The following is an 18531-nucleotide window of genomic DNA, read 5'->3' on the forward strand; positions in this document are numbered from 1 at the left end:
ACTCTCCATGCCGGCTGTCAGGCAGCATCGGTGGCTGGGGCGGGCGAGGATGCAGGCGCGGCTGTCGCGGCCCCTGTGGTGTAGAACTGGCCACCCGCCACATAGTGCAGGGTGCGCAGGTGCTGGAGCTCCGGCGGCAATTCGTCGAAGCGCCAGCGACCTTCCCGAAAGACCCGGCTGTCGGCCCAGGCGGCTGTCACCTCGGCCACGAACAGGTCGTGCGTGGCGCGCATGCGTTCGGCCAGCTCGCCTTGCAGCACCCGGCACTGCAGCCATGCGGCACAGCCCTGCACCATAGGCACGGCAGCGCCTGCAGGCTGCCACAGGGACACGCCACACTGCGCCAGCTTGTCCGGTACTTCCCGCGCACTTTGGCTGCCCACGGCCAGTGCGAGCCCCGACTGTCCCGCCGTGGGCAGGCTCAGGGCGAGCATGCCGCAGGCGGCATCGATCAGCTCCCGGGTCCGCGAGGACTTGTCGAGCACCACGCACAGCGTCGGGGGACGAAAGTCCAGTGGCATGTTCCAGGCTGCTGCCATCACATCCACCTCGCCACCATGGCTGCCCGACACCAGCACCACCGGACCATGGTTGACGAGCCGCAGCGCCCGATCGAGTGGCACGGGCTGCACAGGGGCATCGGTGGGCAAGACGGGCAGGCTGAGAGAACCGGAAAACTGCATGGAACGGACACGGACAGAGCAGGGGAAGCAGCCATTTTCGCGCAGAGCCTGCACTCCCCGGCGCCATTGCCCGGAATGGCCCTGCCTTTCATGGGTGTGAGAGGCTGCCCTGGAGCGCTCCCTTTCCCCCTTGCGTGATGCCCCTGCGCGGGTCGTGCGTGCTGCTGCCTCTGGCTCGGGTACCATGCCGGAGGAGTGGAAGGTGCATGTGGTGCAGTCCACATGGCGCTTGTCCATTCGATCCCCTTGTCGACTCTTTCCTCTTCAGGAGCCCTGTCCATGGCGCGCTTGCCGCGGCTGAACCTTCCCGGCTACCCCCACCTGGTCCTTCAGAGCGGCCACAACAGCCAGCCCATCGCGCTCGGGGCGCCCGACTACCAGCAGCTGCTCCAGCTGATCGAGGCGGGAGCTGCACGGCACCGGGTCGCCCTGCATGCCTGGTGTCTGCTGCCGACGCGCTTCATGCTGCTCCTGACGCCGTCCACGGAAGAGGGACTGCCGCTCCTGATGCAGGACACAGGCCGTGCCTATGTCCGCTACTTCAATGGTCTTCATGCACGCACCGGCACCCTGTGGGACGGCCGCTACCGCTGCACGGTGCTCGATCCTGCGCGCTGGACACTTCCTGCCATGGTCTGCATGGACACCGAGCCCGTGCGCCGCGGCCTCGTGCTGCAGCCCGATGCCTATCCCTGGTCGAGCTGCGCGCGCTACACCGGGCTGCGCCCTCAGGCCGGGCTCACCGCGCCGGCTGCGCTCTGGGAGCTGGGCAACACCCCCTTTGCCCGTGAAAACGCCTACCGGCGCCTGCTGGACGAGGGCGATGCGCTCGCACTGTGGCCGCGGCTGCTGGACGCCGCCCTGCATGGCTGGGTGCTCGGCGATGCCGCTTTCATCGACACCCTGCAGCAGCAGACCGACAGACGCCTGCATAAAAAGCGTGCAGGCAGGCTGCCCAAAATGGTGCACTCTGCACGGACATCCTGAATTCATGAATGTATTCAACAAGATGGATGTGTCACCAATAAAATAATTGAAATTCATCCCGTCAATTTAATTGGAATCTGACCCCTATTATTTTTGCTGCAAAACAGGGGGGTTTGCTTTATGCTTGTTGCGTTGCAAAACCGTGGCGTTCAAGCAGTCGGCAAGGGACGTGGACGGAATGTGCATGCACACGGACAATCAGGCAGGGCGCCGCACCGCGCAGGGGGTGCCGCCAGCGGGACAGGGGGTGTCCCGCGCCTGCTCCCCACCGTGGCGGCACGTCCGGCACATGCCCCGGAACATCTCGCGCCCCACGCCCGCACGACCTTCGCGCGTGGCGCCCCAGCACTCTTTCAGGAACGGGAACTTTCATGACCATCTCCGCAGAAAAACTTCATCTGGAACAGCAAGGCCTGTATGCCGCAGACCTCGAACACGATGCCTGTGGCGTCGGTTTCGTGGCCCACATGCGCGGCGCCAAGAGCCATGACATCGTGACCCAGGCGCTCAAGATCCTGGAAAACCTCGATCACCGTGGCGCCGTGGGTGCCGACAAGCTCATGGGCGACGGCGCCGGCATCCTGATCCAGCTGCCCGACACCCTCTACCGCGAGGAAATGGCCAAGCAGGGCATCGAGCTGCCCCCGTTCGGCGAATACGGCGTGGGCATGGTCTTCCTGCCCAAGGAGCATGCCAGCCGACTGGCCTGCGAGCAGGAAATGGAACGTGCCGTCAAGGCCGAGGGCCAGGTGGTGCTGGGCTGGCGCGATGTGCCGGTCAACCGCGACATGCCCATGTCGCCTGCCGTGCGCGAGAAAGAGCCCGTCATCCGCCAGATCTTCATCGGCCGTGGCCCCGACGTCATCGTGCAGGACGCGCTGGAGCGCCGCCTGTACATCATCCGCAAGACCACCAGCGCCGCCATTCGCAGCCTGGGCCTGCGCTACAGCAAGGAATACTATGTCCCCAGCATGAGCACCCGTACCGTGGTGTACAAGGGTCTCCTGCTGGCTGACCAGGTCGGCACCTACTACCTCGACCTGCAGGACGCGCGCTGCGTGTCCGCCCTGGGTCTGGTGCACCAGCGCTTCTCGACCAATACCTTCCCCGAGTGGCAGCTGGCCCACCCCTACCGCTACGTGGCCCACAACGGCGAAATCAACACCGTCAAGGGCAACTACAACTGGATGCGCGCCCGCGAAGGCGTCATGACCTCGCCGGTGCTGGGCGATGACCTGCGCAAGCTCTACCCCATCAGCTTTGCCGGCCAGTCCGACACCGCCACCTTCGACAACTGCCTCGAACTGCTCACCATGGCCGGCTACCCCATCAGCCAGGCCGTGATGATGATGATCCCCGAACCCTGGGAACAGCACGCCTCCATGGAGTCGCGTCGCCGTGCGTTCTACGAATACCACGCCGCCATGCTCGAACCCTGGGACGGCCCGGCCTCCATCGTGTTCACCGACGGCCGCCAGATCGGTGCCACCCTGGACCGCAACGGCCTGCGTCCCTCGCGCTACTGCGTGACCGACGACGACTTCGTCATCATGGGCTCCGAGTCCGGCGTCCTGCCCGTGCCCGAGCACAAGATCGTCAAGAAGTGGCGCCTGCAGCCCGGCAAGATGTTCCTGATCGACTTCGAGCAGGGCCGCATGATCGACGACGAGGAACTCAAGTCCCAGATCACCAACAGCAAGCCCTACAAGCAGTGGATCGAGAACCTGCGCATCCGCCTGTCCGATCTGCCCGTGCAGAACGTCGTGCGCGGCCAGACCAACGTGGGCGTGTCGCTGCTCGACGCACAGCAGGCCTTCGGCTACAGCCAGGAAGACATCAAGTTCCTGATGGCGCCCATGGCCGCCAAGGGCGAGGAAGGCATCGGCTCCATGGGCAACGACAGCCCGCTCGCCGTGCTCTCCGACCGCAGCAAGCCGCTCTACAACTACTTCAAGCAGCTCTTTGCGCAGGTGACCAACCCGCCGATCGACCCGATCCGCGAGGCCATCGTCATGAGCCTGGTGAGCTTCATCGGCCCCAAGCCCAATCTGCTCGACATCAACCAGGTCAACCCGCCGCTGCGCCTCGAGGTGCACCAGCCGGTGCTGGACTTCACCGACATGGCCCGCCTGCGCAACATCGCAGCCGAGACCCAGGGCAAGTTCCGCAGCTACACCCTCGACATCACCTACCCCGTGTCCTGGGGCGCAGAAGGCGTGGAAGCCAAGCTGGCCTCGCTGTGTGCCGAAGCGGTCGATGCCATCAAGGCCGGCAACAACACGGTCGAGGGTCAGCACAACATCCTCATCATCAGCGACCGCGCCATCAGCGCCGACAAGGTGGCCGTACCCGCGCTGCTCGCCCTGTCCGCCGTGCACCAGCACCTCGTGCGCGAAGGTCTGCGCACCACCACCGGTCTGGTCGTCGAGACCGGCTCGGCCCGCGAGATTCACCACTTCGCCGTGCTGGCCGGCTACGGCGCAGAGGCCGTGCACCCCTACCTGGCGCTCGAAACCCTGCAGGAAATCCACAAGGAACTGCCCGGCGACCTGAGCGCCGAGAAGGCCATCTACAACTACATCAAGGCGATCGGCAAGGGCCTGTCCAAGATCATGTCCAAGATGGGCGTGTCGACCTACATGAGCTACTGCGGCGCCCAGCTGTTCGAAGCCATCGGCCTGAGCACCGCCACGGTCGATAAGTACTTCACCGGCACCCCCAGCCGCGTCGAGGGCATCAGCGTGTTCGAGATCGCCGAGGAAGCCCTGCGCATGCACCGTGCCGCCTTCGGCAGCGACCCCGTGCTCGCCAACCAGCTCCAGGCCGGCGGCGAATACGCATGGCGTGCCCGTGGCGAGGAACACATGTGGACGCCCGACGCGATTGCCAAGCTGCAGCACAGCACCCGCGCCAACAACTTCAACACCTACAAGGAATACGCACAGATCATCAACGACCAGAGCCGTCGCCACATGACCCTGCGCGGCCTGTTCGAGTTCCGCTGCGATCCCTCTCGCGCCATTCCGGTCGACGAGGTCGAATCCGCCAAGGACATCGTCAAGCGCTTCGCCACCGGCGCCATGTCGCTCGGCTCCATCTCCACCGAGGCGCACGCCACGCTGGCGCTGGCCATGAACCGCATCGGCGGCAAGAGCAACACCGGTGAAGGCGGAGAGGATCCGGCCCGCTACCGCAACGAGCTCAAGGGCATCCCGATCAACAAGGACACCACCCTTGGCGCCATCATCGGCGAGGACAAGGTCGAGTCGGAAATCACCGTCCGTGCGGGCGACAGCCTGCGCAGCCGCATCAAGCAGGTCGCCTCGGGCCGCTTCGGTGTCACGGCCGAGTACCTCAGCAGTGCCGACCAGATCCAGATCAAGATGGCCCAGGGCGCCAAGCCGGGCGAGGGCGGTCAGCTCCCGGGCGGCAAGGTGAGCGACTACATCGGCTTCCTGCGCCACAGCGTGCCGGGCGTGACCCTCGTGTCTCCGCCTCCGCACCACGACATCTACTCCATCGAGGATCTGGCGCAGCTCATCCATGACCTCAAGAACGTCGCGCCCCATGCCGACGTGAGCGTCAAGCTGGTGAGCGAGATCGGTGTCGGCACCATCGCTGCCGGCGTGGCCAAGTGCAAGGCCGACCATATCGTGATCGCCGGCCATGACGGCGGCACGGGTGCCTCGCCCTGGTCGTCCATCAAGCATGCAGGCAGCCCCTGGGAAATCGGCCTGGCCGAAACCCAGCAGACGCTGGTGCTCAACCGACTGCGTGGCCGCGTGCGCGTGCAGGCCGATGGCCAGATGAAGACCGGCCGCGACGTCGTCATCGGCGCCCTGCTGGGGGCCGACGAATTCGGCTTCGCCACCGCACCGCTGGTCGTCGAGGGCTGCATCATGATGCGCAAGTGCCACCTCAACACCTGCCCGGTGGGGGTGGCCACCCAGGACCCCGTGCTGCGTGCCAAGTTCTCCGGCAAGCCCGACCATGTGGTCAACTACTTCTTCTTCGTCGCCGAGGAAGTCCGCAGCATCATGGCTCAGCTCGGCATCCGCAAGTTCGACGACCTCATCGGTCGCAGCGACCTGCTCGACATGCAGAAGGGCGTTGCCCACTGGAAGGCTGCCGGCCTCGACTTCGGTCGCCTGTTCGCCCAGCCTGTCGTTCCGGCCGACGTGCCGCGCCTGCACCGCGAGTTCCAGGACCACGGTCTGGACAAGGCGCTCGACCAGGAGCTGATCCGCAAGTGCCGTCCCGCCATCGAAAAGGGCGAGAAGGTCAAGTTCATCGAGCACGTGCGCAACGTCAACCGCACCGTCGGGGCCATGCTGTCCGGCGCGGTGACCCAGGTGCATCCCGAAGGGCTGCCCGACGACACCATCCACATCCAGCTCGAAGGAACCGGCGGCCAGTCGTTCGGTGCCTTCCTGTGCAACGGCATCACGCTCTACCTGATCGGTGACGCAAACGACTACACCGGCAAGGGCCTCTCCGGCGGCCGCGTGGTGGTGCGCCCGAGCCTGGAATTCCCCGGCGAGGCTGCAGAGAACATCGTGGTCGGCAACACCGTGCTGTACGGCGCCACCACCGGCGAGGCCTTCTTCGCCGGCGTCGCGGGCGAGCGCTTTGCCGTGCGTCTGTCCGGAGCCACTGCGGTGGTCGAGGGCACCGGCGACCATGGCTGCGAATACATGACCGGCGGCACCGTGGCCGTGCTCGGCAAGACCGGCCGCAACTTCGCTGCCGGCATGAGCGGCGGCATTGCCTACGTCTATGACGAGGACGGCCAGTTCGCCAGCCGCTGCAACACCTCCATGGTGTCGCTCGAACCCGTGCTGCCCGCTGCCGCGCAGATCGCCGAGAACGACCGGGCGCACTGGCACCGTGGCATGACCGACGAGGAACAGCTCCGCAGCCTGCTGCAGGATCACAGCCGCTGGACCGGCAGCCGCCGTGCCCGCGAGATCCTGGAGAACTGGGAACAGAGCATCACCCGCTTCGTCAAGGTCTTCCCGCACGAGTACAAGCGTGCTCTCGGCGAGATGCATGCCCGTCGGCACAAGGTCGAAGGTGCAGGCGCCCTGGCCGACCTGCCCCAGCAGGCCACCGCTGCGGCCATCAAGCCGATCCTGGAAGAGGCCGCGCCCAAGGCGCGCCGTGCTTCGCGGGCCAAGTCCGTGGACGGCACCGCCAAGCCGGCCAAGGCACCGGCACGCAAGCCCGCCGCATCCAAGAAATAAGCCACAGCCATCTTTGAGGAATACACATCATGGGAAAAATCACCGGCTTCATGGAGTACCAGCGCCTTGAAGAGGGCTACAAGCCCGTCAAGGAACGCCTGAAGAACTACAAGGAGTTCGTCATCGGTCTCGATGACAAGCAAGAGCAGATTCAGGCCGCTCGCTGCATGGACTGCGGCACGCCGTTCTGCAACAACGGCTGTCCGGTCAACAACATCATTCCGGACTTCAACAATCTGGTCTACCAGCAGGACTGGGAAGCGGCGATCGAGGTGCTCCACAGCACCAACAACTTCCCCGACTTCACCGGCCGCATCTGCCCCGCACCCTGCGAGGCGGCCTGCACGCTGAACATCCAGAAGTCGCCTGTCGGCATCAAGAGCATCGAGCACGGCATCATCGACCGCGCCTGGGAAAACGGCTGGGTCAAGCCCCAGGTGCCGGCCGTCAAGACCGGCAAGAAGGTGGCTGTCGTCGGTTCCGGCCCTGCCGGGCTGGCTGCGGCACAGCAGCTCGCCCGTGCGGGCCACACCGTCACCGTGTTCGAGAAGAACGACCGCATCGGCGGCCTGCTGCGCTACGGCATTCCCGACTTCAAGCTCGACAAGTCCCACATCGACCGCCGCATCGAGCAGATGCAGGCCGAGGGCGTGGAATTCCGCCGGGGCGTGCTGGTCGGCGACTGGCCCAAGTCGGGTGCCGCCAGCAAGATCACCAACTGGCATCAGGAAACCATCAGCGCCAAGCAGCTGCAGAAGGACTTCGATGCCGTGCTGATCGCAGCCGGCTCCGAGCAGAGCCGCGACCTGCCCGTGCCGGGACGTGACCTCGACGGCGTGCACTTCGCCATGGAGTTCCTGCCCCAGCAAAACAAGATCAACGCCGGCGACAAGCTCGCCAAGCAGCTCCTCGCCACCGGCAAGCACGTCATCGTGATCGGCGGCGGCGACACCGGCAGCGACTGCGTGGGCACCAGCAACCGCCAGGGCGCCGAAAGCGTGGTGCAGTTCGAGCTCATGCCGCAGCCTCCGGTCGAGGAAAACCGTCCCATGACCTGGCCCTACTGGCCGATCAAGCTGCGCACCAGCTCCAGCCACGACGAAGGCTGCGAGCGCGCCTTCGCCATCGCCACCAAGGAATTCGTGCCCGGTACCGGCAAGGACAAGGGCCGCGTGGTAGGCGTCAAGACTGTCCACGTCGAATGGAAGGACGGCAAGATGGTCGAAGTCCCCGGCAGCGAGCAGGTCTACAAGGCCGACCTCGTGCTGCTGGCCATGGGCTTCGTGCATCCCGTGGCAGAGATGCTCAAGTCCTTCGGGATGGAGCTCGACGGCCGCGGCAATGCCAAGGCCGGCACCGACGAGGAAGGCGGATACGCCACCAGCGTCAAGGGCACCTTCGTTGCAGGCGATGTGCGCCGCGGCCAGTCCCTCGTGGTGTGGGCCATCCGTGAAGGCCGTCAGGCCGCCCGCGCGGTGGATCAGTACCTGATGGGATCGAGCGTGCTCCCGCGCTGATGCCATCTGCGCACTGTCCCCGCCATATGCGCGGGCGCGGCGGGGCGCATGCCTTTGCCGGCTGTGCCGGTCTGAGCGGCTCCTTCAGGGAGCCGCTTTTTTGTTGCGGCTGACGATGGATCGGCCTGAGGAAAATCCCGAGATGCGCGGGAAAACGTGAGTGGAAGCGTCTTTTTCAAACTGTCCTTGAAAATAATCAAGGATTTGTTGGAGGTATTTACCCCCAATATTGGGGATTTTCAAAGAGGTTCTCAGAGGAAGAGCGGAAGATGCGTCATCCTTGCGTCAGAATGAAAACATAGACTGAAATGTGTAGAAACAGCTTGTCCCTCTGGCATCGCAAGATAGTCCATCTGGGGAAGGCAGGGAGTTTCTGCACGCAGAGTGGTCTGCATTTATTTTCATTCGAGATCTGTCGAAATGTCCTCTGGGCATATTCGCGGGTCCGCTACTTCGCAGGACTGCGTTTCCTGCAGAAGATACCGTGCAAGTGCATCAGGGAGAATCACATGCTTGGCCGTATTACCGAACGGTCCGCGACGCCAGCCGAGAAACTGGCCGCGACCCAAATGTTCAACCAGCCCCAGTTCCGTTTCCATACGCGCGATTGCATGCGCAGCGAGGCGTATGCCATGTATGGCATCAATGCCGAGATTGAATTCACATGCATCCAGCCCGATTTCTACGAGATATCGGTGCGTCATGAGCCCAACAGCGGGCGCTTCAGCTGGAACAGTCCCCACACGTTCATGTACATGCTGCAGATGCTGTCTGCACGCATGGTGAGCCTCAAGGGCTATCCCTATTTCGCCTTTGGGCACTATCGCCGGCCGGTGGGCGGGCTGCAGATCCGTGTCGAGGGCAGCAGCCGCTACACGCAGTACTGCCTGAGGATGCTGCACACCCCGGAAATTCCTGCCGATGCACTGAGCCGCAAGGTGCTGTGGACCAAGATCCGTCCTGCCGAGCCGCAGAAGTTCGATTTCTCGCGCGATCTCATCCGCTCCGAGTTCTGCTGGTGAGTCTGTCTCTGGCGCAGGCAGGCTCGGCTTGACTGGGCTCGGAAGACAGAGGACGCCCGCCGCTGCATGGCAGCAGCCCGAGGGGCAGCCCCGAAGCATGATGCAAGCTACTTCCGAGCCAAACACACACGGGCCCTTGCGGGCCCGTGGATGAGGACAGCTTCTGCACATGGCTGGCTCCTTGGTCTGCCATGCGCTCCACAGCGTCAGGCCTGCGGGGGCGTCGTTCCTTCTGCTGCAGATTGCGGACGCACCGGACGGGGCCGACCATTCTGGTCGATGGCCACATAGGTGACGGTGGCATCCGTGACCTTGAGGTAGCTGCCCTGGGCATCGAAACGTTCGGCGTAGACCTCGACCTTGAGCGTCATCGAGGTGTTGCCGATGTGCAGGATGGAGCTGTAGAACGACAGAATGTCGCCCACGCGCACGGGCTGCTTGAAGATGAACTCCTTGACGGCCACGGTGGCCGTGCGTCCGCGCGACAGCTTGAAGGCCGTGATGGCACCGGCCATGTCCACGTGCGACATGACCCAGCCGCCGAAGATGTCGCCATTGGCATTGCAGTCGGCCGGCATGGGCACGACCTTGAGCACCAGCTCATGGGTCTTGCCGATTTCATCGGGCAGGCGGTCCAGAAAGTTGCGGTCGTTGGCCGTGTTGTGTGAACCGGGGCCGTGGACGGTGGGAAGAGGGGTTTTTTCCGAAGGTGTCATGGTGATCTCTTGTGAAGACGGGAAATGCGGGAAAGGTGCGGGTCCTGCCCGTCATGGATGAACGGGCTCGGCCATCGGCAGTCGGCAGGGGCTCTGAGGTGAGGCGTTTCCTGCCGGTGGTGTGCGGGCCTTTCTTGCGCGATACGTCTCTGATTGTGCCCAATTCGCAGGAAGTGCGGAGGAGACAGCCCTATTTCCCGCAGCGGTGTCCATGATCTGGCCGGGCTCAGGAGCCCGGAACGGGAGAGTGGGGGACCTGTGTTTGCGGGGACAATGGAGGGCTGTGCACTGTCCCGGAATGCTGTGACGGTGCTTTTGCCATAGGCACCACCGACACATCGATTCATGGGGAGATCAGGCATGCGAGGCATGGGACGCGCGATGCAGTATGAGGAATTGCCTGCACGGCCCGGTGCAACGCGCAGCGACTGGCAGACGCTGCGGCGCCTGCTGCCCTATCTATGGCAGTACCGGTGGCGGGTGGCGGTGGCGCTGGGCTTCATGGTGGGGGCCAAGCTGGCCAACATCGGGGTGCCCATTCTGCTCAAGCAGCTCGTGGATGCGCTCAACGTGCATCCGGGCAGCGCCTCTGGCATGGTGGTGGTGCCCGTGGGCCTGCTCGTGGCCTATGGCCTGTTGCGGCTGGCCACGACGGTGTTCACCGAGGTGCGCGAATGGATGTTTGCACCGGCGACCGAGGGCGCCGCGCGCAGCATTGCGTTGCAGGTGTTCCGGCATCTCACCCGGCTCAGCCTGCGCTTTCACCTCGATCGCCAGACGGGCGGCATGACGCGCGATGTCGAGCGCGGCGCCGCTGCCGTGCGGGGGCTGATCTCGGTTTCGCTCTACAGCATCATCCCTACGCTGGTCGAGGTGGGACTGGTGCTGGCGATCCTGGCCATCCGGTTCGATGCCGCCTTTGTCTGGATCACGCTGACGGCTCTGGTGGCCTATATCGGCTTCACGGTGAGCGTGACGGAGTGGCGCAACCATTTCCGGCGCGAGATGAACCGGCTGGAATCCGTGGCGCAGACCCATGCGGTCGATGCGCTGCTCAACTACGAGACGGTCAAGTACTTCAACAACGAGGAGTGGGAGGCGCGTCGCTACGACCGGGGCCTGAGAGCCTACTTCGCTGCGGCCGTGAAGAGCCAGGGGTCGCTGAGTCTGCTCAACAGCGGGCAGCAGCTCATCATCGCCACGGCACTGGTGGCCATTCTGTGGCGGGCGTCGCAAGGGGTGGCCGCCGGGCGGCTCACCATCGGCGATCTGGTGATGGTGAATGCCTTCATGATCCAGCTCTATGTGCCGCTGAACTTTCTGGGGGTGCTGTACCGGCAGATCCGGCAGAGCCTGACCGATCTGGACCGCATGTTCTCGCTCATCGACACGCCGTGCGAGATCGTCGATGCGCCCGGGGCTTCCGAGTTGCGCACGGAATCGGGACTGCCCACGGTGTGCTTCGAGCGGGTGAGTTTTGCCTACGATCCGGAGCGTCCCATCCTGCACGAGGTCGACTTCACCATTCCGGCTGGGCGGACCGTGGCGGTGGTGGGGCACTCGGGGGCTGGCAAGTCGACGCTCTCACGGCTGCTGTACCGCTTCTATGACGTGACCGGCGGCCGCATCACGGTGGATGGGCAGGACCTCCGGGACGTGACGCAGGACAGTCTGCGGCGGGCCATCGGCATCGTGCCGCAGGACACGGTGCTCTTCAACGACACCGTGGCCTACAACATCGCCTATGGCCGGGTCGGAGCCACGCGCGAGGAGATCGAAGACGCGGCGCGTGCTGCACGCATCCACGACTTCGTGTCGAGCCTGCCCAGGGGCTATGACACCATGGTGGGCGAGCGCGGCCTCAAGCTCTCGGGAGGAGAGAAGCAGCGGGTGGCGATCGCGCGGGCCCTGCTCAAGAACCCTCCGATCATGGTGCTCGACGAGGCCACCTCCGCCCTCGATTCCGCCACCGAGCGGGCCATCCAGCACGAGCTGCACGCCGTGGCCGACAACAAAACCACGCTCGTGATTGCCCACCGCCTGTCCACGGTCGTCGATGCCCACGAGATTCTGGTGCTCGACCATGGCCGCATCGTGGAACGCGGGACCCACGCCGGGCTGCTCGCCCAGGGCGGGCGCTATGCCGCCATGTGGGCGCTCCAGCAGAGCACGCAGCAGGAGTGATCGTCAGGGAAAACCCGCAGAAAAGAGCGGCGCCGGCTGCATGTTGGCGCGATATGTGCATATCAGAATAAGAAACCGGCGCCAGATGACGGTACACTCGCGAATGTGCGCGTTTGTAAGATTCGTGTAGGCTTATGTTTCTGCACGACATTTGCGCCATTCCATTCCATCCCTTGAATCCAGGAGAGAGACTGATGCACAAGAAATACCTGATTGCCGCCGCTGCAGGCGCACTGGTTCTGGCACTGACCGGGTGCGGTCAGAAAGATACGCCCGCATCTGGTGCGTCCGGCGCATCGGCCACCGGCTCGGCTGCCCCGGCCCGCGCGGCCGACACCATGGCCAAGATCAAGTCCAGCGGCGTGGTCAACCTCGGGGTGCGTGAGTCCTCGGGTCTGGGCTACACCCTGGGCAACGGCAAGTACGTGGGCTTCCACACCGAGATGGCCGAGCGCATCGTCGACGACCTGAAGAAGGATCTCGGCATGTCCACCCTCAAGATCAACTACCAGCCGATCACCTCGCAGAACCGCATTCCGCTGCTGCAGAACGGCACCATCGACTTCGAGTGCGGCTCCACCACCAACAACAAGGCCCGCCAGAAGGACGCCGACTTTGCCGACACCACCTATGTCGAGGAAGTGCGCATCGCCACCAAGGCCAACTCCGGCATCAACAGCATCGAGGACCTCAACGGCAAGACCGTGGTCACCACCACGGGCACCACGTCCGTGCAGACTCTGCGCAAGAACGAGCATGCCAAGAGCATGAACTTCAAGGAAGTGATGGGCAAGGACCATGCCGACAGCTTCCTGATGCTCGAATCCGGCCGCGCCGACGCCTTCGTGATGGACGCCTCCATTCTGGCGGCCAACATTTCCAAGTCCAAGACACCCAAGGACTACAAGATCCTGACCCAGGTGCTGTCGGTCGAGCCGATCGCCTGCATGCTGCCCAAGGGCGACGAGAAATTCCGCAAGGCGGTCAACGATTCGATCGAACGCCAGATCAAGGACGGATCGCTCGAGAAGCTCTACACCAAGTGGTTCATGCAGCCGATCCCGCCGAACAATGCGGTCATCGGCCTGCCGCTGTCGGCCAGCACCAAGGATGCATGGGCGCATCCCAACAACAAGCCGATGGAAGACTACCAGCAGAAGTAAGCCCGGCGCGGGGGATCAGGGGAGCTGCTTTCCCTGGTTCCCGGGCCGTTTCCGGCAGCAGGGCCTCCCCCCCAAAGGAAGAGACCCTGCACCGGAGCTCCATGACACCTGGCTCCCCCGATGCGTGCGCGGGGCCCGATGCCATGGCGGGCAAGCCCCATGGGGGCCGGGCAGAGGTGCACAGGATGCGCCTGGCCTGCAGACGGATGCGTCCGGGAGGGAGCTTCCTGCGGACCTGCATGCGTCGGGACTCTCCGTTCACGAGACGGGGAGCATTTCTTGAACATGACGGAAAGGCAATGCCATGAGTTGGGATTGGCAAGTTTTCTGCCGGGATACCCTGACGGGGGATGTGGTCCCGGGATGCTATGGGCATGGCGATGTCACCACCTACCTGAACTGGATGCTGTCGGCATGGGGGTGGACCATCTCCGTGTCGGTGTGTTCGCTGGTGCTGGCGCTCGCCGTCGGCGTGGTGGTGGGGACCCTGCGAACCCTGCCCCTGGACCGGCCGGGCAACCGGCTGCTGGCCATGCTGGGCAATGTGTGGGTGGAGCTGTTCCGCAACGTGCCGCTGCTGGTGCAGATATTCCTGTGGTACTTCGTGGTGCCGGCACTCGTGCCGCCGCTCAAGGCGCTGCCGGGCTTTGTGATGGTGGTGCTGGCGCTCGGTCTCTTTACCTCGTCGCGGATTGCAGAGCAGATGCGCTCGGGCATTCTGGCGCTGCCGCGCGGGCAGCGCAACGCGGCGCTCGCGCTCGGCATGAGCACATGGCAGAGCTACCGCTATGTGCTGCTGCCCATGGCGTTTCGCATCATCGTGCCACCGCTCACGAGCGAGTCGATGAACATCGTCAAGAACTCGGCCGTGGCTTTTGCGGTGTCGATCTCCGAACTCACCATGTTCGCCATGCAGGCCCAGGAAGAGACTGCACGCGGCACCGAGATCTATCTGGCCGTGACGGGGCTCTACGTGCTGACGGCCCTGGCCATCAACCGCATCATGGCCTTCATCGAGCGGCGCACCCGCGTGCCCGGCCTGATCGTGGCGGGAGGACACTGACATGCTGCATCTCGACTTCAGCGTCTACACCTGGCAGGTCATCTCGCAGTACATCCTCAAGGGGCTGTATTTCAGCGTGGAGCTGACCGTCATCTCGACCGTGGGCGGCATTGTGCTCGGCACGGTGCTCGCGCTCATGCGGCTCTCCAGCCATCGCCTGCTGCACATTCCGGCAACCATCTACATCAACGGCATGCGCTCCATCCCGCTGGTGATGGTGATTCTGTGGTTCTTCCTGCTCGTGCCGGCCAGCGTCTACAACGCGCTCGACGTGCCGTCGGGCAGCCGCAAGGAGGTGTCGGCCATCCTGACCTTCGTGGCCTTCGAGGCGGCGTACTTTGCCGAGATCGTCCGGGCCGGGATCCAGTCGATTCCGCGGGGGCAGATCTTCGCGGGACAGGCGCTGGGCATGACCTATGCCCAGAACATGCGGCTGGTGATCCTGCCGCAGGCCTTCCGCAACATGCTGCCGGTGTTCCTCACGCAGATCATCATTCTGTTTCAGGACACGTCCCTCGTGTATGCCATCGGCGCGTATGACCTGCTCAAGGGCTTCCAGCTCGCGGGCCGCGAATACGGCGTGGTGGAGTCCTATCTGCTGGCGGCCGTGACGTACTTCGTGATCAGCTTCGGCCTGTCGACCTTCGTCAAGCACATCAACAAGAAAATCGCCATCATCCGCTGACCGCGCGGTGGCAGGCAAGGAGAAATTCCGTGAGTGATACTCCCATGATCCAACTCAAGAACGTGAGCAAGTGGTACGGTTCCGTGCAGGTGCTCAACGAGTGTTCCACCGATATCCGCAAGGGGGAGGTGGTGGTGGTCTGTGGTCCGTCCGGCTCGGGCAAGTCCACCCTCATCAAGACCATCAACGGGCTCGAACCCATCCAGAAGGGCGAGATCTACGTCGACGGGCAGGCGCTCCATGATGCCCGCACCGATCTGCCCCGGCTGCGCAGCCGGGTCGGCATGGTGTTCCAGCATTTCGAGCTGTTCCCGCACCTGAGCGTGACCGACAACCTCACGCTGGCACAGATCAAGGTGCTCGGGCGCGGCAAGAACGAAGCCCGCGAGCGCGGTCTCAAGATGCTCGACCGGGTGGGTCTGCTGGCGCACAAGGACAAGTTCCCGGGCCAGCTCTCGGGCGGCCAGCAGCAGCGTGTGGCCATTGCCCGCGCCCTGAGCATGGATCCCATCGTGATGCTGTTCGACGAGCCTACCTCCGCCCTCGATCCCGAGATGGTGGGAGAGGTGCTCGACGTGATGGTCAAGCTCGCCAACGAAGGCATGACCATGATGTGCGTCACGCACGAGATGGGCTTTGCCCGCAAGGTCAGCCATCGGGTGATCTTCATGGACGTGGGGGGCAAGATCCTGGAGGACTGCAGCCGCGACGAATTCTTCGGCAATCCGGATGCGCGTCAGCCTCGCACCAAGGACTTTCTGAGCAAGATTCTCAACCACTGAGTCTGTGGAATGTACCGGGCGGGGCGCATCGCCAGGGTGGGCGTGCCGTGCTTGTCCATGCCGTCCGTTCTGCCGGCGCCTTCGGGCGCCGGTGTGCTTGGTGGGGGTGGGCATTGATGGGACAATGCCGGCATGAACACCTCTGCCTCCCAGACCCTCACCATCACCCGTCCCGACGACTGGCACCTGCACGTGCGCGATGGCGCCGCGCTGCAGACCGTGGTGCCGCATACGGCCGCGCAGTTTGCGCGTGCCATCATCATGCCCAATCTGCGGCCACCTGTGACCACGGCCGCGCAGGCGCTGGCCTACCGCGGGCGGGTGCTGGCCGCCGTGCCGGCTGGGGTGCACTTCGAGCCGCTCATGACCCTGTACCTGACCGACAACACCTCCCCCGACGAGGTGGTGCGTGCCAGGGAGGCGGGTGTGGTGGCCTTCAAGCTGTATCCGGCCGGTGCGACCACCAACAGCGATGCCGGCGTGACCGACATCCGCAAGACCTACGCCACGCTCGAGGCCATGCAGCGCCACGGACTGCTGCTGCTGGTGCATGGCGAGGTGACCGATCCTGCCGTGGACATCTTCGATCGCGAGTCCGTGTTCATCGAGCGCGTGATGCAGCCGCTGCGGCGTGACTTTCCGGAGCTCAAGGTGGTGTTCGAGCACATCACCACGCGCGAGGCAGCCGATTACGTGCGCGAATCCGACGCCCATACTGCGGCCACCATCACAGCGCACCATCTGCTCTACAACCGCAATGCGCTGTTCATGGGGGGTATCCGCCCGCACTACTACTGTCTGCCGGTGCTCAAGCGCGAGCAGCATCGCCAGGCCCTCGTGGCGGCAGCCACCAGCGGCTCTCCCCGTTTCTTCCTGGGAACCGACAGCGCTCCCCATGCCGCAGCGCTGAAGGAAAACGCCAGCGGATGCGCGGGCTGCTACACCGCGCCGGCCGCCATGGAGCTGTATGCCACCGCCTTCGATGCGGCAGGGGCGCTCGACCGGCTCGAGGCCTTTGCCTCCTTCCATGGCCCCGACTTCTATGGACTGCCCCGCAATACCTCCACGCTGACGCTGGCGCGCGAGGACTGGCGCGTGCCAGAGAGCTACCCCTTCGGCGATGCCGACGTGAAACCGCTGGAGGCAGGCGAGCTGCTGCACTGGCGCGTGGTGGGCTGAGCGCTTTTCTGCAGGTCGGAACACGCCGGCAGGCAGGAAGGGCGGGCGCCTCGTAGGGTGGATGGCCTATGACCCGGCCTCGTCTTCCGCTCCTGCGCCGGCCCTCTGGATGATCCGATTTTCCTGAATTTTCCCTCTACGGAGATGCCATGCATACCCCAGGCCCTCATGTTCCGGCTTCCAGTCGGCGCACCCATGCCGAGTTCGATGCCCTGTCGAGCGGCATCTCGGATCGGCTCAACTGGCTGCGCGCCGGCGTGCTGGGCGCCAACGACGGCATCGTCTCGACCGCCGGGCTGGTGCTGGGGGTGGCGGGCGCCACATCCAGCCATGCGGCCCTGCTGACGGCGGGGATCGCGGGGCTGGTGTCGGGGGCGCTGTCGATGGCGGCGGGCGAGTATGTATCGGTGAGCACGCAGCGCGACACCGAACAGGCCGCCGTGGCGCTGGAACGCACCGAGCTCGACGAGCTGCCGGCACAGGAGCTGGAAGAGCTCACGCGCCTGCTCGAACAGAAGGGCATGAGCCATGACGTGGCGCACCAGGCCGCGCGCGAGATGACGCGCCACAATGCGCTGGCCGCGCATTCCGAGATCGAGCTGGGCATCAAGCTGGGGGCCTACACCAACCCCCTGCAGGCTGCGCTGGCATCGGCACTGGCCTTTGCCATCGGGGCGCTGGTGCCGCTGCTGTCGGTATTGCTGGTGCCGCTCGCACATGCGGTGCCCATCACCGCCCTGGCAGTGACGGTGGCGCTGTCGGTCACCGGGATGGTGTCGGCCCGGCTGGGGCAGGCCCCCGTGGTGGCGGCCACGATCCGCAACGTGGTCGGCGGCATTCTGGCCATGGGTGTGACCTATGCCATCGGCAGACTCGTGGGGGGACAGCTGCCGGGCTGACATGGCAGCTCTGGGAGGAGTACACGAGGGGTACACGGGTCTTGCAAAGCCCGCAGCAGGCTCCACTTGCGAGGCATGAATACCCTGCAAGCACCCTCGCGCACCGCGGCCGTGCTGGCACAACTGCTGGAACGGTTGGACGCCAGTCCCTCGGTGGATGCGCATCAATACCAACTGGTCGTAGACCGGCTCGCCGGTCTGCTGGCCGATTCTTCCGTGAACTGGGAGCCGCTGCTCGCGGCCAGCCCTGCAGCTGCCGTGGTGTACGAGAACCTGCACTACGACGCAGCGGGTCTGTGCCGCAGTCCGCTCGATACCGCTGCCGGTGCCGAAATGGAGGCGCGCGAGCTCATTGGCCGTGTGCGCCGTCCAGTGGCGCCAGGAGCGACGCCGCCGGTCTGAGCAGGG

At 64.7% G+C, this 18531-nt stretch carries 15 protein-coding genes; 12 read left to right on the forward strand and 3 right to left on the reverse strand.

Features of this window, described 5'->3' with window-relative positions; translation table 11 throughout:
• Positions 1-17: 17 nt before the first annotated feature.
• Positions 18-683: a flavin reductase family protein gene (locus ACE3P9_RS08820; RefSeq protein WP_374493426.1), complete on the reverse strand. Its 666-nt coding sequence runs from the start codon at positions 681-683 to the stop codon at positions 18-20.
• 279 nt (positions 684-962) lie between these two features.
• Between ACE3P9_RS08820 and ACE3P9_RS08825 the strand changes: the two genes are divergently transcribed.
• The 3 genes from ACE3P9_RS08825 (at position 963) to ACE3P9_RS08835 (ending at position 8430) form a co-directional block, all read left to right on the forward strand.
• On the forward strand, positions 963-1670 hold the full coding sequence (locus tag ACE3P9_RS08825; protein WP_374493428.1) for a transposase: 708 nt from the start codon (positions 963-965) through the stop codon (positions 1668-1670).
• 371 nt (positions 1671-2041) lie between these two features.
• Positions 2042-6913, forward strand: a complete 4872-nt coding sequence (locus tag ACE3P9_RS08830) for a glutamate synthase-related protein (RefSeq protein WP_374493431.1) — start codon at positions 2042-2044, stop codon at positions 6911-6913.
• Positions 6914-6942: 29 nt separating this feature from the next.
• Entirely contained in the window at positions 6943-8430 is a 1488-nt protein-coding gene (locus ACE3P9_RS08835; RefSeq protein WP_374493432.1) for a glutamate synthase subunit beta, read from the forward strand.
• An 84-nt stretch (positions 8431-8514) separates the two neighbouring features.
• Here ACE3P9_RS08835 and ACE3P9_RS08840 read toward each other — a convergent pair whose 3' ends face one another.
• On the reverse strand, positions 8515-8673 hold the full coding sequence (locus ACE3P9_RS08840) for a hypothetical protein (RefSeq protein WP_374493433.1): 159 nt from the start codon (positions 8671-8673) through the stop codon (positions 8515-8517).
• Positions 8674-8939: 266 nt separating this feature from the next.
• Between ACE3P9_RS08840 and ACE3P9_RS08845 the strand changes: the two genes are divergently transcribed.
• Positions 8940-9452 (forward strand): hypothetical protein, encoded by a 513-nt coding sequence (locus tag ACE3P9_RS08845; RefSeq protein ID WP_374493434.1) that lies wholly within the window; start codon positions 8940-8942, stop codon positions 9450-9452.
• Between the two features lie 206 nt (positions 9453-9658).
• On the opposite strand, the gene ACE3P9_RS08850 is transcribed toward ACE3P9_RS08845, so the two are convergent.
• Entirely contained in the window at positions 9659-10168 is a 510-nt protein-coding gene (locus tag ACE3P9_RS08850; RefSeq protein WP_374493437.1) for an acyl-CoA thioesterase, read from the reverse strand.
• 369 nt (positions 10169-10537) lie between these two features.
• Here ACE3P9_RS08850 and ACE3P9_RS08855 point away from each other — a divergent pair, with 369 nt between their 5' ends.
• From ACE3P9_RS08855 to ACE3P9_RS08890, 8 genes are all read left to right on the forward strand, one after another.
• On the forward strand, positions 10538-12352 hold the full coding sequence (locus ACE3P9_RS08855; protein ID WP_374493439.1) for an ABC transporter ATP-binding protein/permease: 1815 nt from the start codon (positions 10538-10540) through the stop codon (positions 12350-12352).
• Between the two features lie 194 nt (positions 12353-12546).
• The gene (locus ACE3P9_RS08860; RefSeq protein WP_374493441.1) at positions 12547-13515 is read left to right on the forward strand and encodes an amino acid ABC transporter substrate-binding protein; all 969 of its coding nucleotides are present in this window, start codon (positions 12547-12549) and stop codon (positions 13513-13515) included.
• A 304-nt stretch (positions 13516-13819) separates the two neighbouring features.
• Positions 13820-14578, forward strand: a complete 759-nt coding sequence (locus ACE3P9_RS08865; protein WP_374493443.1) for an amino acid ABC transporter permease — start codon at positions 13820-13822, stop codon at positions 14576-14578.
• Between the two features lies 1 nt (position 14579).
• A complete protein-coding gene (locus ACE3P9_RS08870; protein WP_374493445.1) occupies positions 14580-15263 on the forward strand; it encodes an amino acid ABC transporter permease in 684 nt (227 codons plus the stop codon).
• 44 nt (positions 15264-15307) lie between these two features.
• Positions 15308-16045 carry an amino acid ABC transporter ATP-binding protein gene (locus tag ACE3P9_RS08875; RefSeq protein WP_374493490.1) on the forward strand — a complete coding sequence of 246 codons (738 nt, stop codon included), beginning with the start codon at positions 15308-15310 and terminating at the stop codon, positions 16043-16045.
• A gap of 132 nt (positions 16046-16177) precedes the next feature.
• Entirely contained in the window at positions 16178-17224 is a 1047-nt protein-coding gene (gene pyrC / locus ACE3P9_RS08880; RefSeq protein ID WP_374493446.1) for a dihydroorotase, read from the forward strand.
• A gap of 149 nt (positions 17225-17373) precedes the next feature.
• Positions 17374-18123, forward strand: coding sequence for a VIT family protein (locus ACE3P9_RS08885; protein ID WP_374493448.1), 750 nt, complete (start codon positions 17374-17376; stop codon positions 18121-18123).
• A 75-nt stretch (positions 18124-18198) separates the two neighbouring features.
• A complete protein-coding gene (locus ACE3P9_RS08890; protein WP_374493450.1) occupies positions 18199-18525 on the forward strand; it encodes a hypothetical protein in 327 nt (108 codons plus the stop codon).
• Positions 18526-18531: the final 6 nt, after the last annotated feature.

Origin of the sequence: Allobrachymonas sp. (genome assembly GCF_041912815.1) — a bacterium.
Taxonomy (GTDB): Bacteria; Pseudomonadota; Gammaproteobacteria; order Burkholderiales; family Burkholderiaceae_C; genus Brachymonas.